Origin of the sequence: Micromonospora haikouensis (assembly GCF_000876225.1) — a bacterium.
GTDB classification, from domain to species: Bacteria; Actinomycetota; Actinomycetes; order Mycobacteriales; family Micromonosporaceae; genus Micromonospora; species Micromonospora haikouensis.
In genome coordinates this window covers 1526317-1547937 of the sequence record NZ_JXSX01000001.1, presented here as the reverse complement: position 1 = coordinate 1547937, position 21621 = coordinate 1526317, and the positions used below count along the sequence as shown (strand labels likewise).

Genomic DNA, 21621 nt, shown 5'->3' with positions numbered 1-21621 from the left:
CGTCACGCCCCGATGACCTGCTGGAACTTGCCCTCGAACTCCTTCTCCTGCTTCTCGTCCAGGGCCATGAACACCTTGGACTTCGACAGCAGCGCCTCGTCGGGGAAGATCAGCGGGTTGGCGGCCAACTCCGGGTCGATCTTCTCCATCTCGGCCTTCGCGCCCTGCACGGGGCAGATGTAGTTGACGTACGCGGCGAGCTTCGCGGCGACGGCCGGCTCGTAGTAGTAGTTGATCAGCTCTTCGGCGTTCGCCTTGTGGGTGGCCTTGTTGGGCACCATCATGTTGTCGCTGAAGAGCATCACGCCGGAGTCGGGCGCGACAAACTTGATCTTGTCGTTCTCCCCGGAGAGCTGGATGATGTCGCCGGACCAGCCGACGCACGCCGCGATGTCGCCCTTGGCCAGGTCGGGGGCGTAGTCGTTGCCGGTGAACTTGCGGATCTGCCCGGAGTCGACGGCCCTCTTGAGCTTGTTGAGCGCGTCGTCGAACTGGGCGGTGGTGAAGTTCGCCGGGTCGTGCCCGTTGGACTGCATCAGCAGGCCCATCGTGTCGCGCATCTCGGACAGCGCGGTGACCTTGCCCTTGAGGTCGGGCCGCGTCAGCAGCTCGTCGACGGTGCGGATCTCCTTGGTGACCGACCCGTTGTACGCGAGGCCGGCCAGGCCGGACTGCCACGGGACGGCGATCCGGCTGTCCGGGTCGAAGGAGCGGTTGAGCAGCGACGGCAGCAGGTTCGCCGCCACGTTGGGGATCTTCGCCGGGTCGAGCTTCTGGATCCAGCCGAGCCGGATCATCCGGGCGGCCATCCAGTCGGTGAGCACGATGATGTCCCGCCCGGTGCCCTGACAGGCCGCGAGCTGGTTCTGCACCTTGCCGAAGAACTCGTTGTTGTCGTTGATGTCCTCGGTGTAGGTGACCTGGATGCCGGTCTTCGCGACGAACGCGTCCAGGCTGGGGCGCTTCGATTCGTCCTTCTCGTCGACGTCCATGTACTGCGGCCAGTTCGAGAACGCCAGCTTCTTCTCCGTGCCGGAGAGGTCTTCGCTGACGCAGCCGGCCTCGGTCTGCACGGCGCCCTTGGTGCCGCAGCCGGCGAGCGCGCCCGCCGTGGCGAGCATCGCGGCCGAGCCGAGGGTGCCGGTGAGCAGACCACGCCGGGTGAGGGGCCGGAGGGGAGTTCGCATGTGACGACTCCTAGGGGGTCATCGTCGGCGGGCGGGACGGGGGAGGCCCGACGGCGGGAGGGTCTTCAGGCGATGGACGACTGATCCTGACATGAGCCGACCTGCCTCACAAGGGATTCCGTTGCGGGCATAGCAATGCACCACGAATTACGCCAGACTGCGCCGGGGCACTACGATCCCGGAGGAGAAGCGGACATGGGGAGCTGACGATGGTCATCCGACAGCAGGAGAGCGGCGGCGGGGGTCGACGCGTCGCCGTGCGTGAAGGTGCCAGTCACGCTCTGTTGGACGACGTCGCCAAGCAGATCATCGAGCAGCTCCAGGAGGACGGCCGCCGGCCGTACGCGACGATCGGCAAGGCGGTCGGCCTGTCCGAGGCGGCGGTGCGCCAGCGGGTGCAGCGGCTGCTCGACGCCGGGGTGATGCAGATCGTCGCGGTCACCGACCCGCTCCAGCTCGGCTTCCCCCGGCAGGCCATGATCGGCCTACGCACCGACGGGGACCTGGAGACGGTGGCCGACCGGCTCGCCGAGTTCGAGGAGGTCGACTACGTGGTGATCACCGCCGGGTCGTTCGACCTGCTCGCCGAGGTGGTGTGCCGCAACGACGCACACCTGCTGGAGATCCTGCAGCGGCTGCGCGCCGTCGACGGGGTGCTCGCCACCGAGGCGTTCGTCTATCTCAAGCTGCGCAAGCAGACCTACAGCTGGGGCACCGCCTGAGCCTGCCCGACGAAGGCCCGCCAGGCGGCCGGGGCGAAGCTCAGGATGCCGCCGTCGCGATCCTTGCTGTCGCGCACCAGCACCCGGCCGGGCAGGTTGTCGGCCACCTCGACGCAGTCACCGCCGTTGTTGCTGCTGCGGGTCGCGGTGCGCCACCGGGCACCGGCCAGCGCGCCCATGGGTGCGTCCGTCGGCGCGTCGGTCAGCTCCACGTCGTCGCCACCTCCCTGATCAGCTCGATCGACTGGCGGCGGGGCAGCGCCTCGCCGGTGACGCTCTCCCACCTGCGCCCCAGGCTAGCAACGTCGACCGGGTCGCTGACGACCTGACCGCGTAGCTGGTTGTCGATATAAGCCAATTCCGTCCCGTCGGGCAAACCGGCAAGGACGAACGGCCCGGCCAGCCCGGTGTGCCACGGGTTCTCGGCCGGGATCACCCGCACCTGCACGTGCTCCCGCCCGGCCAGCGCCGCGAGGTGGGCGACCTGCCCGGCCATCACCGCCCGGTCGCCGACCACCCGGCGCAGCACCACCTCGTCGATCACCGCGACGAGTCGCGGCGGGGCCTCGGCGTCGAGGATCGCCTGCCGGTCGAGCCGGCCGGCGACGATCCGCCCCACCTCGGCCGGCGGCAGCAGCCCGCCGGTGCTCAGGACCGCCCGCGCGTACGCCTCGGTCTGGAGCAGCCCCGGCACCAGCAACGGCTGGTAGGAGCGGATCGAGATGGCGACCTGCTCCAGCTCGGCCCACTTGCGGAACCAGGGCAGGTCCCGGCGGCGAAACGGCTCCGGCCACAGCTCGGCGGCCTCCCGACCGAGCACCTTGGCCACCGCCAACCGGGTGCGCGCGTGCGGGATGCGTCCCTGCGACACCCACCGGCCGGCCGTCTTCGGATCGACCCGGACCTTGCCCGCCAGCGACTCGGCGGTCTCCCCCACGGCGGCCATCGCCACCCGCAGCGTCTCGTTGCCCATCGCACCTCCTGTCGCGGTCACGTGTAGTGGGCACCATAGCGACGCAGGGTGCCGGCGGTGGGCCCGAAACGGCAGGTGGCGGCGGGACCTGTTCCGCACGTCTCGTGCGCATTCGAAATGGGTGTCGAACGCCCGGCCAACGCCCCGACAACGTCCACCACCCACCGGACTACCGGCCCCGTCCCTACCCACCCGCCCGGCCGCCCCGCCCCCGCCTGGCCGGCCGCCCGACCCTGCCCGCCGGACTGCCCACCCACCCACCCGCCTGCCTGGCCAGCCGGGCCGGGTGGCCGGGCCGGGCGGGTAGGCGGCTGGGTGGCCGGGCCGGGCGGCCGGGCGGGTAGGCGGCTGGGTGACCGGGTGGCCTCAGGGGCGCCCACCCGGCGAGGCGAAGGTCCCTCGCGCCACTAGGGAGCTGATGTCGTAGATGACTCACCCCAGCCCCAGCCCTCACAGCCCGAGGACCGGGACCGGGCGAGGCGGGGGCGGGGGGCGGGGGCGGGGGCGGGTGAATCTTGGAAGATTCCGGCCCCCGGAGGGGCCATTTCGCTCCAAGATCTGCGTTTCGGGGCGGCCGGGGCGGCGGGCGAGGCGCCCGGAGGGTGGCGTGGGGGCGGCCGCGGGTGCGTGGGGATGCGGCTGGGAGCGGAGGATGTGGCCGGGTTGGCGGATGTGGCTGGAGTGGCGGGAGTGGCGGCCGAGGGTCAGTGACGTGGGGATGTGGCGGGAGTGGCGGCCGAGGGTCAGTGACGTGGGGATGTGGCGGGAGTGGCGGCCGAGGGTCAGTGACGTGGGGATGTGGCGGGGTTGCGGGGATGCGGCGGGGGGCGGTCGGGGGCGGGTGATGTCGTTGGTGACTCAGCTCCCTAGGGCCGACCGCTTGCCCGCACCCGGCCGTCCCGCGCAACGTCACCGACCGGGGAACGACAGGACCCGCGCGGCCAGCGAGACCCGCACGGCACGGGAGGGCCGCAGGATCCACGCGGGCCCTAGGACCCGCACGGCCCGGGAGAGCCGCAGGACCCGCACGGGCCGCACGGACCGCGAGAGCCGGAAGAGCCGGGAGAGCCGCAGGGAGCCGGGAGATGCGAGAGATCAATCACGATGCGGATTCCGTTGCCCACAGCGCCACAGCGCGCCGAATCCGTTGCCCAGCGGGTCAAGCGCCACCGATACCACTTGCCTTTCGGCGTGCGGCTATGGGATAACCGTGGGCAGAGCGGCCGGTGTCACCCCTGACCGGCCCGAGACCCGATGGGGCTGACATGGCCAACGCCACCGACCACCTCTGGATGCACTTCACCCGGATGGCCAGCTACTCCGCAGGCGAGGTGCCGACGATCGTGCGCGGCGAGGGCGCGTACGTGTGGGATTCGCAGGGCCGCCGCTACCTGGACGGGCTGGCCGGCCTCTTCGTCGTCAACGCCGGCCACGGGCGCACCGAGTTGGCCGAGGCCGCGGCGAAGCAGGCCGGCGAGCTGGCCTACTTCCCGCTGTGGTCGTACGCGCACCCGAAGGCCGTGGAGTTGGCCGAGAAGATCGCCTCGCTGACCCCGGCCGACCTGAACCGGGTCTTCTTCACCACTGGCGGTTCCGAGGCCGTCGAGGCGGCGTGGAAGCTGGCCCGGGCCTACTTCAAGCGGACCGGCAAGCCCAACAAGTACAAGGTCGTGAGCCGCTACATCGCGTACCACGGCACGTCGATGGGCGCGCTGTCGATCACGGGGCTCCCCGGCATCAAGACCGACTTCGAGCCGCTGGTGCCCGGCGCGGTGAAGGTGCCGAACACGAACCTCTACCGGGCCCCGGAGCACGGCGACTCGCCCGAGGCGTTCGGCCGGTGGGCGGCCGAGGAGATCCGGCGGGCGATCGAGCGGGAGGGGCCGGACACCGTCGCGGCGGTCTTCCTGGAGCCGGTGCAGAACTCCGGCGGCTGCTTCCCGCCGCCGCCCGGCTACTTCGAGCGGGTCCGCGAGATCTGCGACGCGTACGACGTGCTGCTCGTCTCCGACGAGGTGATCTGCTCGTGGGGGCGGCTCGGCGAGTACTTCGGCGCGGTCCGCTACGGCTACCGGCCGGACATCATCACCACCGCGAAGGGCATCACCTCCGGGTACGCCCCGCTCGGCGCGATGATCGCCAGCGACCGGCTGATGGAGCCGTTCCTCACCGAGACCGGCATGTTCGCCCACGGGGTGACCTTCGGCGGTCACCCGGTCTCCTGTGCGGTGGCCCTGGCCAACCTGGAGGTGTTCGCCCGGGAGGACCTGATCGGGCACGTCCGGGCCAACGAGGACGCCTTCCGCGCCACCCTGGAGAAGCTGCACGACCTGCCGATCGTCGGCGATGTGCGGGGCGACGGCTACTTCTACGGCATCGAGCTGGTGAAGGACAAGGCGACCCGGGCGACGTTCGACGAGGCGGAGTCGGAGCGGCTGCTGCGCGGGTTCCTCTCCACCGCGCTGTTCTCCGCCGGGCTCTACTGCCGGGCCGACGACCGGGGCGACCCCGTCGTGCAGCTCGCGCCGCCGCTGATCGCCGAGCAGCAGCAGTTCGACGAGATGGAGCAGATCCTGCGCGCGGTGCTCACCGAGGCGTGGGCCCGGCTGTAACCGCCGAGCCGACGCGAAGCCGGGCCGTCGCATGCGCTACCAGGAGCTGTCGTACTGGCTGTCCACCGTGGACGAACCGTTGACGCCCCGCCCGCCGCTGGGCGGGGACGCCGACGCGGACGTCGTGATCGTCGGGGCCGGGTACACCGGCCTGTGGACGGCGTACTACCTCGCGCTCGCCGACCCGGCGCTGCGGATCACGGTGCTGGAGGCCGAGATCGCCGGGTACGGCGCGTCGGGGCGCAACGGCGGCTGGTGCTCGGCGCTGTTCCCGACCTCGCTGCCGGCGCTCGCCCGCCGGCACGGCCGCGACGCGGCGCTGCGGATGCAGCGGGCCATGCAGGCCACCGTCCGCGAGGTGGGGCGGGTGGCCGACGCCGAGGGCATCGACTGCGACTGGCACCTCGGCGGGACGGTGACGCTGGCCCGCAGCGCGGCCCAGCTCGGCCGCGCCCGCGCGGAGGTGGCGCAGGCCCACGCGCACGGCCTGACCGCCGACGACCTGGTGCTGCTCGACGCGGCCGAGGCCGCCGCCCGCTGCCACGCCGACGGGGTACGCGGAGGGACGTACACCCCGCACTGCGCCGTGGTGCACCCGGCCCGGCTGGCGCGCGGGCTGGCCCGGGCGGTCGAGCGTCGGGGGGTGACCGTCCACGAGCGGACGCCGGTGACCGCGATCCGGGCCGGGGCGGCCGTGACCCCGGCCGGGGCGGTCCGCGCGCCGGTGGTGGTGCGGGCGACCGAGGGGTACACGCCGGGGCTGCCCGGGCAGCGGCGGGTCGTCGCGCCGGTCTACTCGCTGATGGTGGCCACCGCGCCGCTGCCCGAGGAGACGTGGGCGCGGATCGGGCTGGCCGAGCGGGAGACGTTCTCCGACCACCGCCACGTGATCATCTACGGGCAGCGCACGGCCGACGGCCGGCTGGCCTTCGGCGGGCGGGGCGCGCCGTACCACTTCGGGTCCCGGGTGCGGCCCGAGTTCGACCGGGAGCCCCGGGTGTTCGCCGCGCTGCGCCGGACGCTGGGCGAGCTGTTCCCGGCGCTCGGGCCGCAGGTGCCCGTGACGCACACCTGGGGCGGCCCGCTCGGCGTCGCCCGCGACTGGTCGGCGTCGGTGGGGCTGGACCGGGCGACCGGGCTCGCCTGGGCCGGCGGGTACGTCGGCGACGGGGTCGCGACGACGAACCTCGCCGGGCGTACCCTCGCCGATCTGATCCTCGGCGCGGACAGCGACCTGACCGACCTGCCGTGGGTGGGACACCGCTCGCCGCGCTGGGAGCCGGAGCCGCTGCGCTGGCTGGCCGTCAACGCGGGCCTGCGGGTGATGCTCTCCGCCGACCGGGCGGAGCTGCGCACGGGCCGACCGGCCCGGCGGGCCGCCGTGTTCCAGCGTTTCCTCGGCCACTGAGCGGCCCGGCGCGCGCCTCCGCGCCGCGCCGACGGGGGGCACGGTGGATCGGCGGTCAGTGGTTCGGCGGGATCACCCGCAGGTGGCCACGGCGGCCCGTCTGCGGGTTGTGGTGGTGCTGCGGCGCGCCGCCCTGGTCGTCGCTCGGCGGGCGGGGCGGCGCGGGCCGGGCGGCCTCGCGGACGGCCTCGGCGAGGGCGACCAGGTCGTCGGCGCTGGGCGGCGGGGGCTCGAACTCGCCCTCGTGGCGGACCACGTTCCAGCCCCGGGGGGCCGTCAGGCTGCGCGCGTGGGGCTCACAGAGGTCGTACGTGTGCGGCTCGGCGAAGGCCGCGAGGGGCCCGACCACGGCCGTCGACTCGTTGTAGACATAGGTCAATGTGGCGACCGCTTGCCGGGGGCAGCCGTTTCTTGAGCAGCGCCGTGGTGACCTCACGGCGGGAGGGTATCTCCATTACCGGGTCCGGCGCACCGGTTCGCGTTGCGACACGCCCGTCATCGAGATCACAATTCGCAACATCCGACGCGTCGGGCGGTGACGGGCGGGGTCGGCGCGCCGCGACAGCCGCACAGCCGTGGGCGGGGCGACTCGGCGGGCTACCCTGTGCGTCATGACCAGTCCGGAACACCGCCGCCCCGGCCCCGGCCGGCGCGCCCACCGTGACCGGCACGGGCGGGGCCTGCGCGGGCGGCTGGTGCCGGCGACCGTGCCGCTGGCCCGGACCAAGGCCGAGGTCTTCGACGACCTGGTGCTCGACACGGTCGAGACCCTGGAGCGGCGGTTCGCCAAGGAGCTGGCCGGCGTGGAGTTCGCGGTGGAGGACGTGCCGCCGGACCTGAACGTCTACGACTCCGACGTGCTGGAGGACGGCGAGGTGCCGCTGGCCCGGCTGCTGCCGGGGCGCCCCGGCCGGCAGGAGGTCCCGCCCCGGATCGTGCTCTACCGCCGGCCGCTGGAGTTCCGGGCCATGGACCGGGAGGACCTGGCCGACCTGGTGCACGACGTGATCATCGAGCAGGTGGCGAACCTGCTGGGCGTCGACCCGGACGAGCTGGCGTAGCCGACCGGCTCCCGGCCCCGCCCGCCCAGCCGCGCCCCGCAGCCCCGCTGCGCCCCGGCGCGCGCCCCCCGACGCGCGCTCCGGACGCCCGGGCCGGGCGGCCCCCACCGCCCCGGCCCGGCATCGCTCAGGCGGCCCGCCGCTTGAGCTTGCGCCGCTCCCGTTCCGAGAGCCCACCCCAGATCCCGAACCGCTCGTCGTGGCCGAGAGCGTATTCCAGGCATTCGGTCTTGACCTCGCACCGCGAGCAGATCCGCTTCGCCTCGCGGGTCGAGCCGCCCTTCTCGGGGAAGAACGCCTCCGGGTCGGTCTGGGAGCAGAGTGCCTGCTCCTGCCACTCCGGCGCGTTTCCGAGCAGGTCGGCCACCTCAAGCTGGCCGTCCATCTAAAGATGCCTCCTTGTCGCGCACCGGCGTCGTCGCCGCTGCAACCCCCCACGCGAAAGGCGTGCGTGTCCGTCCGGTCCCCATTTGTTGCGTTCCGTGCGAACAACCCCATTCAAATTACACGCGTGTAATGCGTGCGCCGTCAAGCCGAACTTGATAATGGAGTCGCCCTCCCGACACGCCGTGGACGGCCCTTGCGGCCGTCCGGCCTCGCAACCTGCCCTATCGATTCAGACCCCGGACGAGTAACGCCCTCCCCGGCGAGTTGCCCGAGTTTTCTTGCCGCGGCGGCCCGCCGGCCGGCTCCCCGAAGCCGCCGGCGCGGCCCCGGGGGGCGGGGCTACGACGCGATGCTGATCTTGGTGGGGCACAGGTTAACGCGACTTGGCCGAGACTGCCCATCGGGCCCGCAACGCCGACAGCGCCCCGTCCACATGGTGGACGGGGCGCAGCGGTCGGAACTGAGCGGTGGGTCAGATCGCCACCGAAGGTGCGCTGGTGGGCCAGGTGAACTCCGCGACCGTCCCCCCGGCCACGGTGACCGTCCCGGCGGGTGTGTCCTCATCCCACCAGACGGTATAGAGCCCTGCGGCAAGATCCGGGTAGACGGCACTGTGGAAGGTGCCGTCCTGCACGATGCGCTCACGCACCGCGACGTGGGTGCGCGGCGCGTCCGCCCCGTCGACCCGACTGATCTCGATCTCCCGGCCGTGCAGTTCCCGGCCCGTGTAGATGATCAGGGCACCCGTGTCGCCACCCAGATCGAGGACGACGGTGCCGGTCTCCGTCGGCCCGTACGCGTGGTGATGGTGGTGGGAGTGCATCGGTTCGCTCCGTCCGGGTCAGGACGACGCCGGCGGGTTGTTGAACCCGTCGTACGGCGTGCCGAGGAAGGGGAAGTTGCGCAGGAACGGGGCCGTCACGTCGGCGGCGCTCAGGCCCGGGGTGACCGCGCCGGCCGCCGCGTCCGGGGTGAACCCCTTGTCGACCAGCGGCACGGTGACCCCGGCGATGGCCCGCAGCGCGATGCTGACCACGTCGTCGGCGACCCGCCGCCCGTTCGGGAAGCCCGCCAGGTCCCCGCCGAGCACCCCGAACCGGTCCGGCTTGGCGCTGGGCCTGATGGCCGTGTTCAGCCGCAGCATGTCGGCCTGGACGTCGCCGGTGTTGTTGGAGAAGCCCTGGATCAGCCCGGCCGGGATGCCGGTGAGCAGGATCGCCAGCAGGTCCGCGCGCGGCTTCTTCGTCTTGTTCAGCGCGTCCAGCTTGGGGAACACGCCCGGGTAGAGCACCGGGAGCAGGGCGGCCAGCTCCGGCTGCTCGACGAACTTCGCGAACCGCTTGTCCTCGGTGGGCGGCAGCGTGTTCCACTCGTCCTTCTTGGACATCGGCACGATGACCTCGTTGAACAACGGGTTGCCGAGCCGTGACACCTGCACGAACGGGCCGGTGGCGGTGTCCTTCGCCGAACCGTTGCCGAGGATCCGCGCCTGCTGGCGCGACGCCGACGTCCACACGCCGATGACCGAGGCGCGGTCGTGCGTGCCGTACCGGTTGGCCCGGCGGCGCACCCGGCTCAGCGGGACCTGCACGGCGAGGGTGTGCACGTTCATCCGGTCGGTGGCGTTGACCGGCTCCCCCTCGGCCTTGAACAGCTTCTTGCCAGCCACGTGCAACTGCTGGAACGGCCGCAGGGTGCCCAGGTCGAAGATCGCCCCCAGGTCGACGAAGAACCCGTCGGCGCGTTGCCCGGCGAAGACCTTCTCCCCCGTCGACAGGCTGAACGTGGCCTGCCGGGCCAGGGCCGCGTAGTTCGGGGTGGACAGCGGGCCGACGTTGCACGGCGGGCACGCCAGCTTGTTGGCCAGCCGGTGCTCCCTGCCGTCGGCGATGCGGGTCAGCGAGTAGAACTGCTTGCGGTTCCAGTTCTTGCTGTCCAGCGACTCGATCGGCCCCGTGTTGTAGAGAAAGCTGTTCGGGTTCGTGATCTCGGTGGTGAATTCGAACCGGTAGGTGACGTCCGGCTTGCCGTCGCCGTCGTTGTCGATATGGATCTCGTACCGCACGTCGTCGCCGAACTCGAAGAAGTTCGGGCCGCCGGAGGGGAGCTGCAACGGCACGTAGTTGGCGATCAGCGTGACCGAGTCGGGACGGTCGGGGCTGACGAACGCGTACAGGTCGGAGCTGTCGGCGACCGGATCTTTCGCGATCTCCGGGGCCTCGCGGTGGGAAGACATGGCGGACCAACCTCACTGGGCAGCAAGCGATCAGGGGAAGAGTGGAGAGGGCCGGCGCCGGGAGCCGCGCCGGAGAGACGGGACCGGGCCGGCGTCAGCGCTTGCCGGCGGCGCGCCGCAGCCGGTCCGCCAGGCCGCGGTCGCGTACCTCGATCCGGGACGTGCCGACGAAGACGTCCATGGCGTCGCCGCCCCGCAGGTGCACGACGATGGGCTCGTCCTTCTTCCCGCCGGACGACGGGGAGTTCTGCGCCGCGGACAACCCGGGCACGGTGAGCGCGGCGGCCCCGAGGGTGGCGCTCGCCGCGGCGGTCAACGTCTGCCGGCGGGTCAGTCGCGGCCAACGCCGCTTCCGCTGATCACTGGACATGGGCAACCTTTCCGGCGCGCGGCGCGTCCGCGCCCGCGGTGACGAAAGGCGGGGCCGGCCGACCGCCGGGCCCGCAGGGGGCCGCCGACCGCGGCTCTGGCCTCAGCCGCCGCCGGCAAGCAGTGGTACGGCCCGCACGCCGGAAAGGTTCGACGCTACGGCCGAAGGTGACCGTACGCGGTCGTCCGCTTGCGCGCCGGTCGTCCGGCCCGCGCCGCGATTGCCCGCAACTGCTCCTCGGTGCGCGCCGAGCCGTTGCCCGAGCCGGCCATCCGGGAGATCGTCTCCTCCATCAGGGTGCCGCCCAGGTCGTTGCAGCCGCCGTTGAGCATCGCCGCCGTCCCGGCGTCGCCGAGCTTCACCCAGGAGCACTGGATGTTGTCGATCCGGCCGTGCAGCAGCAGCCGGGCCATCGCGTGCACCGCCCGGTTCTCCCGCCACGTCGGGCCGGGCCGGGCGATGCCGGCGAGGTAGATCGGGGCGTTGGTGTGCACGAACGGCAGCGCCACGAACTCGGTGAACCCGCCGGTGCGGTCCTGCACCCCGGCCAGCACCCGGAAGTGGGCCAGCCACTGCCCGGGGTGGTCGACGTGGCCGTACATCATGGTGGAGCTGGACCGGATGCCCAGCTCGTGGGCCGTCGAGACCACCTCGACCCAGGCGGCGGCCGGCAGCTTGCCCTTGGTGAGCACCCAGCGCACCTCGTCGTCGAGGATCTCGGCGGCGGTGCCCGGGATGGTGTCGAGGCCGGCCTCGCGCAGCCCGGTCAGCCACTCCTTCACCGGCACGCCGGCCTTCGCCGCCGCCGTGACGATCTCCATCGGCGAGAACGCGTGCACGTGCATCCCCGGCACCCGGGCCTTGATCGCCCGGATCAGGTCCGCGTACCCGGTGACCGGCAGCTTCGGGTCGATGCCGCCCTGGAGGCAGACCTCCGTCGCGCCGGCGGCCCACGCCTCCTCGGCCCGGTCGGCCACCTGGTCGACGGAGAGCCGGTACGCGTCGGCGTCGCGCTCCCGCTGGGCGAACGCGCAGAACCGGCAGCCGACGTAGCAGACGTTGCTGAAGTTGATGTTGCGGTTGACGACGTAGGTGACGTCGTCGCCGACGGTGTCGCGGCGCACGTCGTCGGCGATCCGGCACAGCGCGTCCAGCGCCGGCCCGTCGGCGGCGAACAGGGCGAGCGCCTTCGCCTCGTGGGCCGGCGTCAGCAGCGCCGCCGGGTCGTCGGCGGCCAGCCGCAGCCCGGCCCGCAGCTCGGCGTTTCCGGCGCCCTCCCCGGCCGTCGCTGCCGCTCCCGCCGCCGCTGCCGCCCCTGCTCCCGCCCGGCTCGCGTCGGCCTGCGCGGCCACCTCCGACCAGTCGCCGTAGACGTTGTCGAAGTCACCGCGCCGGTCGCCGGTGCGGCCGGTGGTGTCGATGGTGGCGTGCAGGTCGGTCCGCCCGCCGCCGAACACCTCCTCCGGCTCCTGCCAGGGCCGGCCCTGCGGACGGGCCGACTCGACGGCGAGGCCGGTCGCCGGATCGGCCAGCGCGGACACGTGCGGCAGCAGGCGCGGATCCAGCCACGGGTCGCCGGCCCGGACGTACTCGGGGTAGATCGTCAGCCGCTCGCGCAGTGTGAAGCCGGCCTCCGCCGTGCGCCGGGCCAGCTCGTCGAGCTGCGGCCAGGGGCGTTCCGGGTTGACGTGGTCGGGGGTCACCGGCGAGACGCCGCCCCAGTCGTCGATGCCGGCGCGCAGCAGCAGGGCGTACTCGCCGGCGATCAGGTTCGGCGGGGCCTGGATCCGGGCGCCGGGGCCGAGCAGCACCCGGGCCACCGCCACCGTGGCGGCGAGGTCGTGCAGCTCGGCGTCGGGCATGCCGCGCATCGCCGTGTCCGGCTTGGCGCGGAAGTTCTGCACGATCACCTCCTGGAGGTGGCCGTACGCGCGCTGGGCCCGGCGGATCGCGAAGAGCGCGTCGACCCGCTCGGCCGGGGTCTCGCCGATGCCGATCAGGATGCCCGTGGTGAACGGCACCCCGACCCGGCCGGCGTCGTCGAGCACCCGCAGCCGCACCGCCGGCTCCTTGTCGGGCGAGCCGAAGTGCGGGCCGCCCGGCTCCGACCACAGCCGCGTCGCGGTGGTCTCCAGCATCATGCCCATGCTCGGCGCGACGGGCTTGAGCCGCTGGAGCTCCGACCAGGAGAGCACCCCGGGGTTGAGGTGGGGCAGCAGGCCCGTCTCCTCCAGCACCGCCACCGCGCAGGCGCGCAGGTAGTCGAGGGTCGAGTCGTAGCCGCGCGCGTCCAGCCACTCCCGGGCGGCCGGCCAGCGCTCCTCGGGCCGGTCGCCGAGGGTGAACAGCGCCTCCTTGCAGCCCTGCGCCGCGCCCTGCCGGGCGATGGCGAGCACCTCGTCCCGGTCGAGGAAGGCGGCCGGCAGCCGGTGCGGGACGGTGGCGAAGGTGCAGTAGTGGCAGCGGTCCCGGCAGAGCCGGGTCAACGGGACGAAGACCTTCTTGGAGTACGTGACGACGTCGGGGCGGCCGGCGTCGCGCAGCCCGGCGTCGCGGATGTCACCGGCGACGCGGAGCAGCTCGTCGAGGGCGGCACCCCGGGCGGCGAGCAGGGCGGCGGCCTCGTCGACGTCCAGCGCGAGCCCGGAGGCGGCCCGGCGCAGGGCGCGCTCAATGCTGGCCGCGGTGGGGCGGGGCTCGGTGCGATCAACCATCCGCCCAGCCTATGCGCCCTGCCGCCGGCCCTGATCCGCTGGCCAGGCCACCTTCGACGCGACGGCCTCCCCGGACACGGCCGGTGACGGGCGAGCGGCGACCCACGGCGGCTCCCCGGGCTGACTGTCCGTCACGTCTGGCTGACCCTGCCAGACGTCCCTCGCTCCCTTTGCTCTGCACCCATGGGCGCAACACCGGGGGCAGGCTGGGCAGATGCAAGGCCATGGATGGCGCGGGTTCGGCGATCCCGTCGCGGTACGTAGTGCGTTGCGTATCCGGGTGCAGAGCAAAGGGGGCGGACCGGGATGGCGCGCTCCGACCTCGGGAAGTGACGCTCTGCCACGCGGCGGTGACCGTTGTGCCCAAAAGCGCGTCGGGTGGGCTCCCCGGCGGCCGCGACCGGCCGGGGAGCCCACCCGACGGGCGGCGGTTCAGTCCTCGCGCGGGAAGCGCTGGGTGCGGTCGGCGTCGGAGTTCCGCTCGCCGCCGGACGCGCCCGGCTCGCCGGGCTGGCGCGGGATCGCCTGGGTCGGGTCGGCCGACGGCGGCTGCCCGAACGGGGGCGCGGCGGGCGCCATGGGCTGCGGCGGGGGGAACGGCGAGGCCGGCTGCGCGCCCGCCTGGGGCGGCGTGAACGGCGGGCCGGACTGCGGCGGGGCCGGGTACGGCGGTGCGGAGGCCGGGGGCGCCGAAGCCGGTGGCGCGGAGGCCGGGGGCGCGGAGGCCGGGGCGGCCGGGGCGAACGGCGAGGTCGGCTGCCCGTGCGGGCCGGACTGGCCGGCGAACGAGCCCGGCTGGCCGGGGGCCGGGAACCCACCCGGCTGGCCGGCGGAGGGGTAACCGGGCTGCTGCCCGGCGACCGGGTAACCGGGCTGCTGCCCGGCGGACGGCCAGCCGCCCTGCTGGCCCGGGCCCCAGCCCTGCGGGCCGCCCTGGCCCGGCTGACCGGGCTGCTGCGGCCAGCCCGGCTGCGGCTGGCCGTACACGCCGGGGGCCGGCTTCGGCTTCGGGGTGAAGTAGAGGGCACGCCAGACCCGGAAGACCACGAACGCCCCGGACGCGAAGATCGCCAGCCAGGCGGCCCGGGTCAGCAGGCCGAGGAACGCGTCGAGCACCTCCGCCTTGGCGAGCCGGTCGACCGTCCAGATCAGCAGGGTGAGCGCGGCGAGAAGGGCGGCGAAGGCGTACTCGCCCAGCGCCACCTGGACGATCAGCTTCGCCCGCTGCGCCACGGGGGCGACGTGCGTGGCGAGCAGCACGGCCAGCACCGGCAGCACGGCCGCCTCCAGGCCGGCGAACGAGAAGAAGCCACTGCCCGCCCGGCTGTAGAAGGTGCTGTAGTCGGCCGGGGCGAGCAGCCGGATCAGGCCGACGAACAGCAGAACGGCGTTCGAGCCGAGCAGCGCGAGCGCGATCAGCTCGCGTAACGGGTCGGTGAGCCGACGGGCCGGGGTGGCGGGGTGGGACGCGGGCGCCGCGTCACCGGACGCGGGCTCGGCGGGGCTGGTCACGAACTCCCCCTCGGGGCGGTAACGGACAGTTGCCGACGTGAGCCTAGTCTCCCCGGGCACCGGCGACCCCGGCGCGGGGCGTGCGGGAGGATGGGCGGCATGCGCATCGTCGTACTGGCCGGCGGCATCGGGGGTGCCCGATTCCTGCTCGGCGTCCGGGCGTACGCCCGCGAGGTGGGCGCCGGGGTGACCGCCGTGGTCAACGTCGGCGACGACCTCTACCTGCACGGGCTCAAGGTCTGCCCCGACCTTGACAGCGTCATGTACACCCTCGGCGGCGGGGCCGACGCCGAGCGGGGCTGGGGCCGGGCCGACGAGACCTGGACGGTGAAGTCGGAGCTGGCCGCGTACGGCGCGGAGCCGACCTGGTTCGGGCTCGGCGACCGGGACGTCGCCACCCACCTGGTGCGCACCACCATGCTCACCGGCGGGTATCCCCTGTCGGCGGTCACCGAGGCGCTGGCGACGCGCTGGCAGCCCGGCGTACGCGTGCTGCCGGCGACCGACGACCGGCTGGAGACGCACGTGGTGGTGAGCGACCCCGACGGCGGCGGGCAGCGGGCGATCCACTTCCAGGAGTGGTGGATCCGGTACCGCGCAGGCATCCCCACCCACCGGTTCGTCTTCGTCGGCGCGGAGGCGGCGAAGCCCGCGCCCGGCGTGCTCGACGCGATCGCCGCCGCCGACGTGGTGCTGGTCGCGCCGAGCAACCCGGTGGTGAGCGTCGCGCCGGTGCTGGCCGTGCCGGGGCTGCGCGAGGCGCTCGCCGACGGGCCGGCCCCGGTGATCGGGGTTTCCCCGATCATCGGCGGCGCGGCGGTGCGCGGGATGGCCGACCGCTGCCTGGCCGTGCTCGGCGTCGAGTGCAGCGCCGCCGGGGTGGGCGCTCTCTACGGCGCCCGGTCCTCCGGCGGGCTGCTGGACGGCTGGCTGGTCGCCCCCGAGGACGCCGACGCGGTGGTGCCGGGCGTGCCGGTCCGGGCGGTCCCGCTGCTGATGACCGACGAGGCGGCGACGGCGGCGATGGTGCGGGCGGCGGTGGAGCTGGCGTGAGGCTGGAGATCCTGCCGGTGCTGGGCATCGGCGACGTGACCGAGGGTGACGACCTGGCGGCGTTGATCGCCACTGCCGCGCCGTGGCTGCGCGACGGCGACGTGCTCGTGGTGACCAGCAAGATCGTCTCCAAGGCGGAGGGGCGACTGGTGGACGTGCCGGCCGACGGGCCGGAGCGGCTGGCCGCCCGCGACGAGGTGCTGGCCGCCGAGACGGCCCGGGTCGTGGCCACCCGGGGCGCGACCCGGATCGTGCAGACCCACCACGGCTTCGTGATGGCGTCGGCCGGCATCGACGCCTCGAACGTCGACAAGACCCGGCTGGTGCTGCTCCCGCAGGACCCGGACGCCTCGGCGCGGGCCCTGCGGGCGGCGCTGCGCGAGCGCTACGACGTGGACGTCGCGGTGATCGTCACCGACACGATGGGCCGGCCCTGGCGTAACGGCCTCACCGACGTGGCGCTCGGGGTGGCCGGGATGCCGGCGATCCGCGACCACCGGGGCGAGGTCGACCCGTACGGCAACGAGCTCCAGCTCACCCAGATGGCGGTGGTGGACGAGCTGGCCGGCGCCGGCGAGCTAATCAAGGGCAAGTGCGACCAGGTCCCCGTGGCCGTGGTGCGCGGGTACCTCACCGCGACCGCACCCGACGACGGCGTCGGCGCGCGGGCGCTGGTCCGCGACGCGGAGCTGGACCTGTTCTCGCTCGGCACGGCGGAGGCGCGCGCCGCCGGGCTGGCCGCCGCCGCGACCCTGCCCGACGGCCCCGGCGCGGCCCCCGCCGAGCCGGCGGCGGTGGCGCGGGCCATCGCCGCGGTGGCCGGCGTGGTCGCCCCCGGCACGGTCTTCACCCCCGTCACCGACGACGAGGTACGCGCCGCGCTGGCCGCCACCGTGCCCGGCTGGCCGCAGCGGGCCACCGGCCTGGTGCTCGGGGAGCCGCCGACGCCGGTCGACCCGGCCGGCCTGGTGCGACTCGGCGCGGACCTGCAACGCCTGCGCACCGCCCTGGCCGCCGAGGGCGTCCCGTCGACCCTGCTGCCGCCCCCGCCGGGCAGCACGGCCGCCGCCTGCCTGGCGCTCTGAGGCCGCCCAGCCCGGCGCTCCGGCTGCGGGGTCGCCCGGGCGGGGTCACGCGTCGAGGATGGCGCGGCCCAGCGGGGTGAGGGTGTGCAGGACGGTGTTGCGGTCACGGTGGCTGACCAGCAGGCCGGCGTTGCGCAGCACGGTGGCGTGCTGGCTCGCCGCCGCCGGGGAGATGCGCAGCCGGCGGGCCACCTCGCCGGTGGTGCAGCCGGCGTCGGTGGCCTCCAGCACCGCCGCCCTGGTGCGGCCGAGCAGCGCGGCCAGCGCCTCCCGCCCGGTGCCGGCCCGGGCCGACGCGCCGCCGCCGGTCGCCGCCGTGACGAGCCCGCCCAGCCGGTCCACCGGGTAGACGAGCACCGGCGGCAGGTCCGGGTCGGCCAGCGCCACGGGGGTGCCGGCGCAGAAGAACGACGGCACCAGCAGCAGGCCCCGGCCGTCCAGGTGCAGCTCCCGGCTCTCCGGGTAGCCGTGGATCTCCAGCACCCCCGACTCCCAGCGGGCGAGCGGGCGGAAGCTGTCGAGCAGCCCTTCGACGCCGCCGTCGAGCAGGGCCCGGGCGCGCCGCATCCGGTCCGAGTCGATCGCGGCCTGGATGTGCGCCCAGTACGGGCTCAGCGCCAGCTCGCGGTACCGCTCCATCGAGTCGGTCAGGTGGCGCAGCATCTCGGGCTCGCCCCGGGCCAGTGCCCCCGCCGAGGCGGGCAACGGGTGTTCCCCGGCCATCCGGGTCATGTCCCGGTGCAGCAGCCGCACGGGCGTGCTGCGGATGGCCTCCAGCCCTTCCGCCAGCCCCTGGAGCCCCTCGTGCGGGGTGAGGAAGTCGGGGAAGTAGCCGCGCCCCGGGTTCAGCGCGAACAGCAGCCGCATCGGCTCCGTGCCGACCTGCCGGCGCAGCTCCCGGGAGACGCCCCGACGCCAGCCGGAGGTCAGCGGGTCCGGGCTGCGGACCTGGAGCACGTGCACGCTGAGGATCAGCTCCCAGAGCGGGTCCGCGCCCGGGGCCACCCGGGTCCGGAGGATGTCGTCGGGCGAGAAATAGATCTTCAGCATTGGATCGCTCCCGTGCGGCGGGCAGAGGGGGGAGACACTGCCGACCGTTCGCACTGTACCCGGGCGGCAGTTATCTCCACTTTTAAGCGTGGGATGAAAAACCTCGACGTCCCCGGTCAGCCTTCGGCATGCTCTGGGTTGTCCCGCACGGGCCGTCCGTCATCGACGCCGGCCCGGCCACCGGGGCCGGGGAGGATCCGGCGGACGGGCGGCACCACGAGGGTCTGCGGCCCTTGCTCCGCAGAGGTGTCCCCGTCCGCCAACCCGGCCGGGCCGAGGCTCGCCCGCCCGGTTCCGCGCGCCCGGTCAGCCGATCCAGAGCGCGACCCGGTGGTCCTCGTCCGTGACGTACCAGCAGCGGCCGTCGGCCTCGGCCAGCCCCTCCACGTGGTGGAACGGCGCCAGGTCCGCCACCAGTTCGCCCGGCACGAGGTGCCCGGCCGCCTTCTCCAGCCGGAACCGGACGTGCCGCGAGGTGACGTCGCCGCCGTGCGGGTGGTCGTCGAGCAGCACCGAGCCCTTGCCCAGCGCGTCGATCGAGCCGACGATCGCCGCGTAGCCGCTGTCGGACAGCGGCACGAGCGCGCGGAAGCCGGTGAGCGCGCCCGGCGGGGTGACGCCGCTCAGGGCGTATGCGCCGAGGGCCCGGGGCCAGTCCCCGCCGTCGAACATCTCCGGCACCCCGGCCACCTCGACCAGGATCGGCTCCCCGTCGGTGGTCACCGGGAAGCGCAGGCCGAGCAGCACCGTCCCGTGCGGGGTGAACGCCGCCGCCTCGACGTTGAGCGGCAGGTCTCCCTCGGCGAGCCGGCTCACCCAGCCCTTCGCCCGGGCGGTACCCCGGGCCACCGTCTCGGCGATGAACCGTTCCCGCACCCGCCGTCCCGGCGGCAGCGTGGTCAGCTCGGCGGCGGCCAGCGCGTCGTTGACCGCCCGGTGCAGCCGGAACCGGTTTCGCACCACCCGCACCGGCAGCCGGCCGCCGATGGCGTCGTCCTCGCGGAACCGGGCCACGAACGCGCGGCGGGGGCGCAGCGGGCCGGCCTTCGAGCCGAAGTGGGAGCCGAAGACGTACACCCAGCCGTCGTGGTGGGCCAGCGCCTCGCCGTCCTCGGTGCGGCCGTTCTCGGTGCCGGCGTCGGCGTCGACGTGGTGGGCGGACCACTCGCCGTCGTCGTGTTCGAGCAGCAGGGCGAGGCACTGCTCGACCGGGCCCTCGTCGAGGACGGTCCAGAAGCCGCGCCGGGCGCGGTGGGCGGCGAGCACGGCCGGCGAGCGCACCGGAAGCAGATCGCTGGCCTCGTTGCCGGCGACGACGAACTCGACAAGTCGCAAGGTCACCCGCATAGGGTGGCACCCGTGCCAGACGCAAGGAAGGGCCCGCAGCCAACGCATCCCGTCGAGCCGGCATCCCCGCTTGACGCCCATGTCCCCAGCTACGCGGCGCTGCACGGCGACGCGACGCGCGTACTCGAAGGGTGGACGCCGACCGGGGCGGCGGCCGGCGCGGCCCGCGACCGCACCCTGGAGTTGCTGGCCGCCGGGCCGGCGGCCCTGGCCCGGGAGCACCGGGCGGGCCACGTCACCGCCAGCGCGCTGGTCCTCGACCCGACCGGCGGGCGGGTGCTGCTCTGCCTGCACGGCAAGTTCCGCAAGTGGGTGCAGCTCGGCGGGCACTGCGAGCCCGGCGACCGGACCCTGGCCGGCGCGGCGCTGCGCGAGGCGGGCGAGGAGTCGGGCATCGCCGGCCTGGTCGTCGACCCGGTCCCGATCGACGTGGACGTCCACAAGGTCGCCTGTCAGGGTGGGTCGCTGCACTACGACGTCCGGTTCGCGGTCTTCGCGCCGACGGGCGCGACGGAGCAGGTCAGCGACGAGTCCGAGGCGCTCGGCTGGTTCCCGCCGGACCGGCTGCCGGAGCCGCTGGCCGGCGGGACCGCCCAGCTCGTCGCCCCGGCCCTGGCCGCCCTGCGCCGCCGCCGCGGCTGACCCGGCCCGCGCCGGCCGGCAGCGGACCCCCAAGCGGCGGCCGGGCGGTCGGACAGCGGGCGGCGGGGCGGCCGGACAGCGGGCGGCCTGGCCGCCGGGGCAGCCGCCCGCCCGGCGCGGGGTCAGACCAGGTTCTCCTCGCCCCGGTCTTTCAGCTCGTCGACCAGGGCCTTCACGTCCTGGGCGCGGTCGCGGGGGCAGACCAGCACGGCGTCGGGGGTGTCGACCACGATCAGGTCGTGCACGCCGAGGGCGGCCACCAGCCGGCCGGAGTGCGGCACCACGACCAGCCCGCTGGCGTCGCGCAGCAGCACGCCCGGCTTGGCGTCGGTGCCCAGGACCACGTTGCCGGCCGCGTCGGCGGGCAGGACGTCGCCGAGGGTGTGGAAGTCGCCGACGTCGTTCCAGCCGAAGTCGCCGGGGACGGTGGCCACCCGCCCGGCGGTCGCCGCGCCCTCCATCACCGCGTAGTCGACGGAGATCTTCGGCAGGGTCGGCCAGACCGTGCCGAGGACGTCGTCCTGCTCGGGGGTGCCCCACGCGGCGGCGATCGCGGTGATCCCGGCGTGCAGCGCCGGCTGCTGGCGGGCCAGCTCCGCCAGGAACACGTCGACCCGCCAGACGAACATGCTGGCGTTCCAGAGGTGGTGCCCGGAGCGGAGGTACGCCTCCGCGACCTCGGCGGCCGGCTTCTCCTTGAACTCCAGCACCGGCCGCAGTGGACCGTCGGCGGTCGGGTCGCCGGTGTGCAGATAGCCGTAGCCGGTCTCGGCGCGCGTCGGGGTGATGCCCACCGTCATCAGCAGCCCCTGCTCCGCGCCGGTCACCGCCTCGGCGACCGTGGCCCGCCAGACGTCGGCGTCGCGGATCAGGTGGTCTGCGGCGAAGGAGCCCATCACCGCGCCCGGCTCGCGCTGCGCGATCACCGCCGCGGCGAGGGCGATGGCCGCGCAGGAGTCGCGGGGCGAGGGCTCGACGAGGATGTTCTCCTCGGGCAGGCCGGCCAGTTGCCGCGCCACCGCCGCGACGTGCGCGGCTCCGGTGACCACCAGGGTGCGCTCCGGCGTGGTCAGCGGCGCCAGCCGGTCTACCGTGGCCTGGAGCAGGGACGCGGGGGTGCCGGTGAGCGGGTGGAGGAACTTGGGATGGCCCGCACGGGACAACGGCCACAACCTTGTGCCGCTGCCGCCCGCCGGGATGACGGCGTAGAGCATCAGCACATCATGCCCGAACCCGCACGCTACGGGCGCATCGTCACGCCG

General features: G+C 74.2%; 20 protein-coding genes. 7 read left to right on the top strand and 13 right to left on the bottom strand.

The genetic code is table 11. The features are described from left to right. Window positions 1-2: 2 nt before the first annotated feature. On the bottom strand, window positions 3-1187 hold the full coding sequence (locus TK50_RS06975; protein WP_043961994.1) for a polyamine ABC transporter substrate-binding protein: 1185 nt from the start codon (window positions 1185-1187) through the stop codon (window positions 3-5). Window positions 1188-1396: 209 nt separating this feature from the next. Between TK50_RS06975 and TK50_RS06970 the strand changes: the two genes are divergently transcribed. Next, window positions 1397-1909 (top strand): Lrp/AsnC family transcriptional regulator, encoded by a 513-nt coding sequence (locus TK50_RS06970; protein WP_043961993.1) that lies wholly within the window; start codon window positions 1397-1399, stop codon window positions 1907-1909. Here the strand turns inward: TK50_RS06970 and TK50_RS06965 are convergent. Both TK50_RS06965 and TK50_RS06960 read right to left on the bottom strand, forming a co-directional pair. Then, complete coding sequence (locus tag TK50_RS06965) at window positions 1888-2088, bottom strand: DUF397 domain-containing protein (protein WP_043963994.1); 201 nt, start codon at window positions 2086-2088, stop codon at window positions 1888-1890. The two genes, TK50_RS06970 and TK50_RS06965, sit on opposite strands and share 22 nt — an antisense overlap. 23 nt (window positions 2089-2111) lie before the next feature. After that, on the bottom strand, window positions 2112-2882 hold the full coding sequence (locus TK50_RS06960; RefSeq protein ID WP_043961992.1) for a DUF5753 domain-containing protein: 771 nt from the start codon (window positions 2880-2882) through the stop codon (window positions 2112-2114). A 1265-nt stretch (window positions 2883-4147) separates the two neighbouring features. Between TK50_RS06960 and TK50_RS06955 the strand changes: the two genes are divergently transcribed. After that, window positions 4148-5494, top strand: coding sequence for an aspartate aminotransferase family protein (locus tag TK50_RS06955; RefSeq protein ID WP_043961991.1), 1347 nt, complete (start codon window positions 4148-4150; stop codon window positions 5492-5494). 31 nt (window positions 5495-5525) lie between these two features. Further along, window positions 5526-6902, top strand: a complete 1377-nt coding sequence (locus tag TK50_RS06950) for an NAD(P)/FAD-dependent oxidoreductase (protein ID WP_043961990.1) — start codon at window positions 5526-5528, stop codon at window positions 6900-6902. A gap of 55 nt (window positions 6903-6957) precedes the next feature. On the opposite strand, the gene TK50_RS06945 is transcribed toward TK50_RS06950, so the two are convergent. Continuing rightward, window positions 6958-7338 carry a DUF3499 domain-containing protein gene (locus tag TK50_RS06945; RefSeq protein ID WP_043961989.1) on the bottom strand — a complete coding sequence of 127 codons (381 nt, stop codon included), beginning with the start codon at window positions 7336-7338 and terminating at the stop codon, window positions 6958-6960. Between the two features lie 175 nt (window positions 7339-7513). On the opposite strand from TK50_RS06945, the gene TK50_RS06940 reads away from it, so the two are divergent. Further along, the gene (locus TK50_RS06940) at window positions 7514-7963 is read left to right on the top strand and encodes a metallopeptidase family protein (protein ID WP_007455785.1); all 450 of its coding nucleotides are present in this window, start codon (window positions 7514-7516) and stop codon (window positions 7961-7963) included. Window positions 7964-8090: 127 nt separating this feature from the next. Here the strand turns inward: TK50_RS06940 and TK50_RS06935 are convergent, their stop codons facing one another. The 6 genes from TK50_RS06935 to TK50_RS06910 all read right to left on the bottom strand — a co-directional run bounded on the left by TK50_RS06935 (window position 8091) and on the right by TK50_RS06910 (window position 15182). Further along, a complete protein-coding gene (locus TK50_RS06935; protein ID WP_007074725.1) occupies window positions 8091-8348 on the bottom strand; it encodes a WhiB family transcriptional regulator in 258 nt (85 codons plus the stop codon). A 474-nt stretch (window positions 8349-8822) separates the two neighbouring features. Continuing rightward, window positions 8823-9173: a hypothetical protein gene (locus tag TK50_RS06930; protein ID WP_043961988.1), complete on the bottom strand. Its 351-nt coding sequence runs from the start codon at window positions 9171-9173 to the stop codon at window positions 8823-8825. An 18-nt stretch (window positions 9174-9191) separates the two neighbouring features. Continuing rightward, window positions 9192-10586 (bottom strand): DUF4331 domain-containing protein, encoded by a 1395-nt coding sequence (locus TK50_RS06925; RefSeq protein WP_043961987.1) that lies wholly within the window; start codon window positions 10584-10586, stop codon window positions 9192-9194. 94 nt (window positions 10587-10680) lie between these two features. Beyond that, on the bottom strand, window positions 10681-10956 hold the full coding sequence (locus TK50_RS06920; RefSeq protein WP_043961986.1) for a hypothetical protein: 276 nt from the start codon (window positions 10954-10956) through the stop codon (window positions 10681-10683). Window positions 10957-11111: 155 nt separating this feature from the next. After that, on the bottom strand, window positions 11112-13670 hold the full coding sequence (locus tag TK50_RS06915; protein WP_043961985.1) for a bifunctional FO biosynthesis protein CofGH: 2559 nt from the start codon (window positions 13668-13670) through the stop codon (window positions 11112-11114). Window positions 13671-14102: 432 nt separating this feature from the next. Further along, window positions 14103-15182: a hypothetical protein gene (locus TK50_RS06910; RefSeq protein ID WP_043961984.1), complete on the bottom strand. Its 1080-nt coding sequence runs from the start codon at window positions 15180-15182 to the stop codon at window positions 14103-14105. Between the two features lie 99 nt (window positions 15183-15281). On the opposite strand from TK50_RS06910, the gene cofD reads away from it, so the two are divergent. Next, window positions 15282-16235, top strand: coding sequence for a 2-phospho-L-lactate transferase (gene cofD / locus TK50_RS06905; protein WP_043961983.1), 954 nt, complete (start codon window positions 15282-15284; stop codon window positions 16233-16235). Continuing rightward, entirely contained in the window at window positions 16232-17320 is a 1089-nt protein-coding gene (locus TK50_RS06900; RefSeq protein WP_043961981.1) for a coenzyme F420-0:L-glutamate ligase, read from the top strand. The genes cofD and TK50_RS06900 overlap by 4 nt, the downstream gene beginning before the upstream one ends. 45 nt (window positions 17321-17365) lie before the next feature. On the opposite strand, the gene TK50_RS06895 is transcribed toward TK50_RS06900, so the two are convergent. Next, on the bottom strand, window positions 17366-18370 hold the full coding sequence (locus TK50_RS06895) for a winged helix-turn-helix domain-containing protein (RefSeq protein WP_043961980.1): 1005 nt from the start codon (window positions 18368-18370) through the stop codon (window positions 17366-17368). Window positions 18371-18676: 306 nt separating this feature from the next. Beyond that, a complete protein-coding gene (locus TK50_RS06890; protein ID WP_043963991.1) occupies window positions 18677-19711 on the bottom strand; it encodes a hypothetical protein in 1035 nt (344 codons plus the stop codon). Window positions 19712-19816: 105 nt separating this feature from the next. Here TK50_RS06890 and TK50_RS06885 point away from each other — a divergent pair, with 105 nt between their 5' ends. Then, window positions 19817-20359, top strand: coding sequence for an NUDIX hydrolase (locus TK50_RS06885; RefSeq protein WP_043963988.1), 543 nt, complete (start codon window positions 19817-19819; stop codon window positions 20357-20359). A 122-nt stretch (window positions 20360-20481) separates the two neighbouring features. Here TK50_RS06885 and TK50_RS06880 read toward each other — a convergent pair whose 3' ends face one another. Further along, window positions 20482-21573 carry a mannose-1-phosphate guanylyltransferase gene (locus TK50_RS06880; protein WP_043963986.1) on the bottom strand — a complete coding sequence of 364 codons (1092 nt, stop codon included), beginning with the start codon at window positions 21571-21573 and terminating at the stop codon, window positions 20482-20484. Window positions 21574-21621: the final 48 nt, after the last annotated feature.

What these genes read in the sequence shown, in the direction of transcription:
- TK50_RS06975 (WP_043961994.1), bottom strand. Translation starts at nt 1,187, where the DNA reads ATGCGAACTCCCCTCCGGCCCCTCACCCGGCGTGGTCTGCTCACCGGC.
- TK50_RS06970 (WP_043961993.1), top strand. Translation starts at nt 1,397, where the DNA reads ATGGTCATCCGACAGCAGGAGAGCGGCGGCGGGGGTCGACGCGTCGCC.
- TK50_RS06965 (WP_043963994.1), bottom strand. Translation starts at nt 2,088, where the DNA reads ATGGGCGCGCTGGCCGGTGCCCGGTGGCGCACCGCGACCCGCAGCAGC.
- TK50_RS06960 (WP_043961992.1), bottom strand. Translation starts at nt 2,882, where the DNA reads ATGGGCAACGAGACGCTGCGGGTGGCGATGGCCGCCGTGGGGGAGACC.
- TK50_RS06955 (WP_043961991.1), top strand. Translation starts at nt 4,148, where the DNA reads ATGGCCAACGCCACCGACCACCTCTGGATGCACTTCACCCGGATGGCC.
- TK50_RS06950 (WP_043961990.1), top strand. Translation starts at nt 5,526, where the DNA reads ATGCGCTACCAGGAGCTGTCGTACTGGCTGTCCACCGTGGACGAACCG.
- TK50_RS06940 (WP_007455785.1), top strand. Translation starts at nt 7,514, where the DNA reads ATGACCAGTCCGGAACACCGCCGCCCCGGCCCCGGCCGGCGCGCCCAC.
- TK50_RS06935 (WP_007074725.1), bottom strand. Translation starts at nt 8,348, where the DNA reads ATGGACGGCCAGCTTGAGGTGGCCGACCTGCTCGGAAACGCGCCGGAG.
- TK50_RS06930 (WP_043961988.1), bottom strand. Translation starts at nt 9,173, where the DNA reads ATGCACTCCCACCACCATCACCACGCGTACGGGCCGACGGAGACCGGC.
- TK50_RS06925 (WP_043961987.1), bottom strand. Translation starts at nt 10,586, where the DNA reads ATGTCTTCCCACCGCGAGGCCCCGGAGATCGCGAAAGATCCGGTCGCC.
- TK50_RS06920 (WP_043961986.1), bottom strand. Translation starts at nt 10,956, where the DNA reads ATGTCCAGTGATCAGCGGAAGCGGCGTTGGCCGCGACTGACCCGCCGG.
- TK50_RS06915 (WP_043961985.1), bottom strand. Translation starts at nt 13,670, where the DNA reads ATGGTTGATCGCACCGAGCCCCGCCCCACCGCGGCCAGCATTGAGCGC.
- cofD (WP_043961983.1), top strand. Translation starts at nt 15,282, where the DNA reads ATGCGCATCGTCGTACTGGCCGGCGGCATCGGGGGTGCCCGATTCCTG.
- TK50_RS06895 (WP_043961980.1), bottom strand. Translation starts at nt 18,370, where the DNA reads ATGCTGAAGATCTATTTCTCGCCCGACGACATCCTCCGGACCCGGGTG.
- TK50_RS06880 (WP_043963986.1), bottom strand. Translation starts at nt 21,573, where the DNA reads ATGCTCTACGCCGTCATCCCGGCGGGCGGCAGCGGCACAAGGTTGTGG.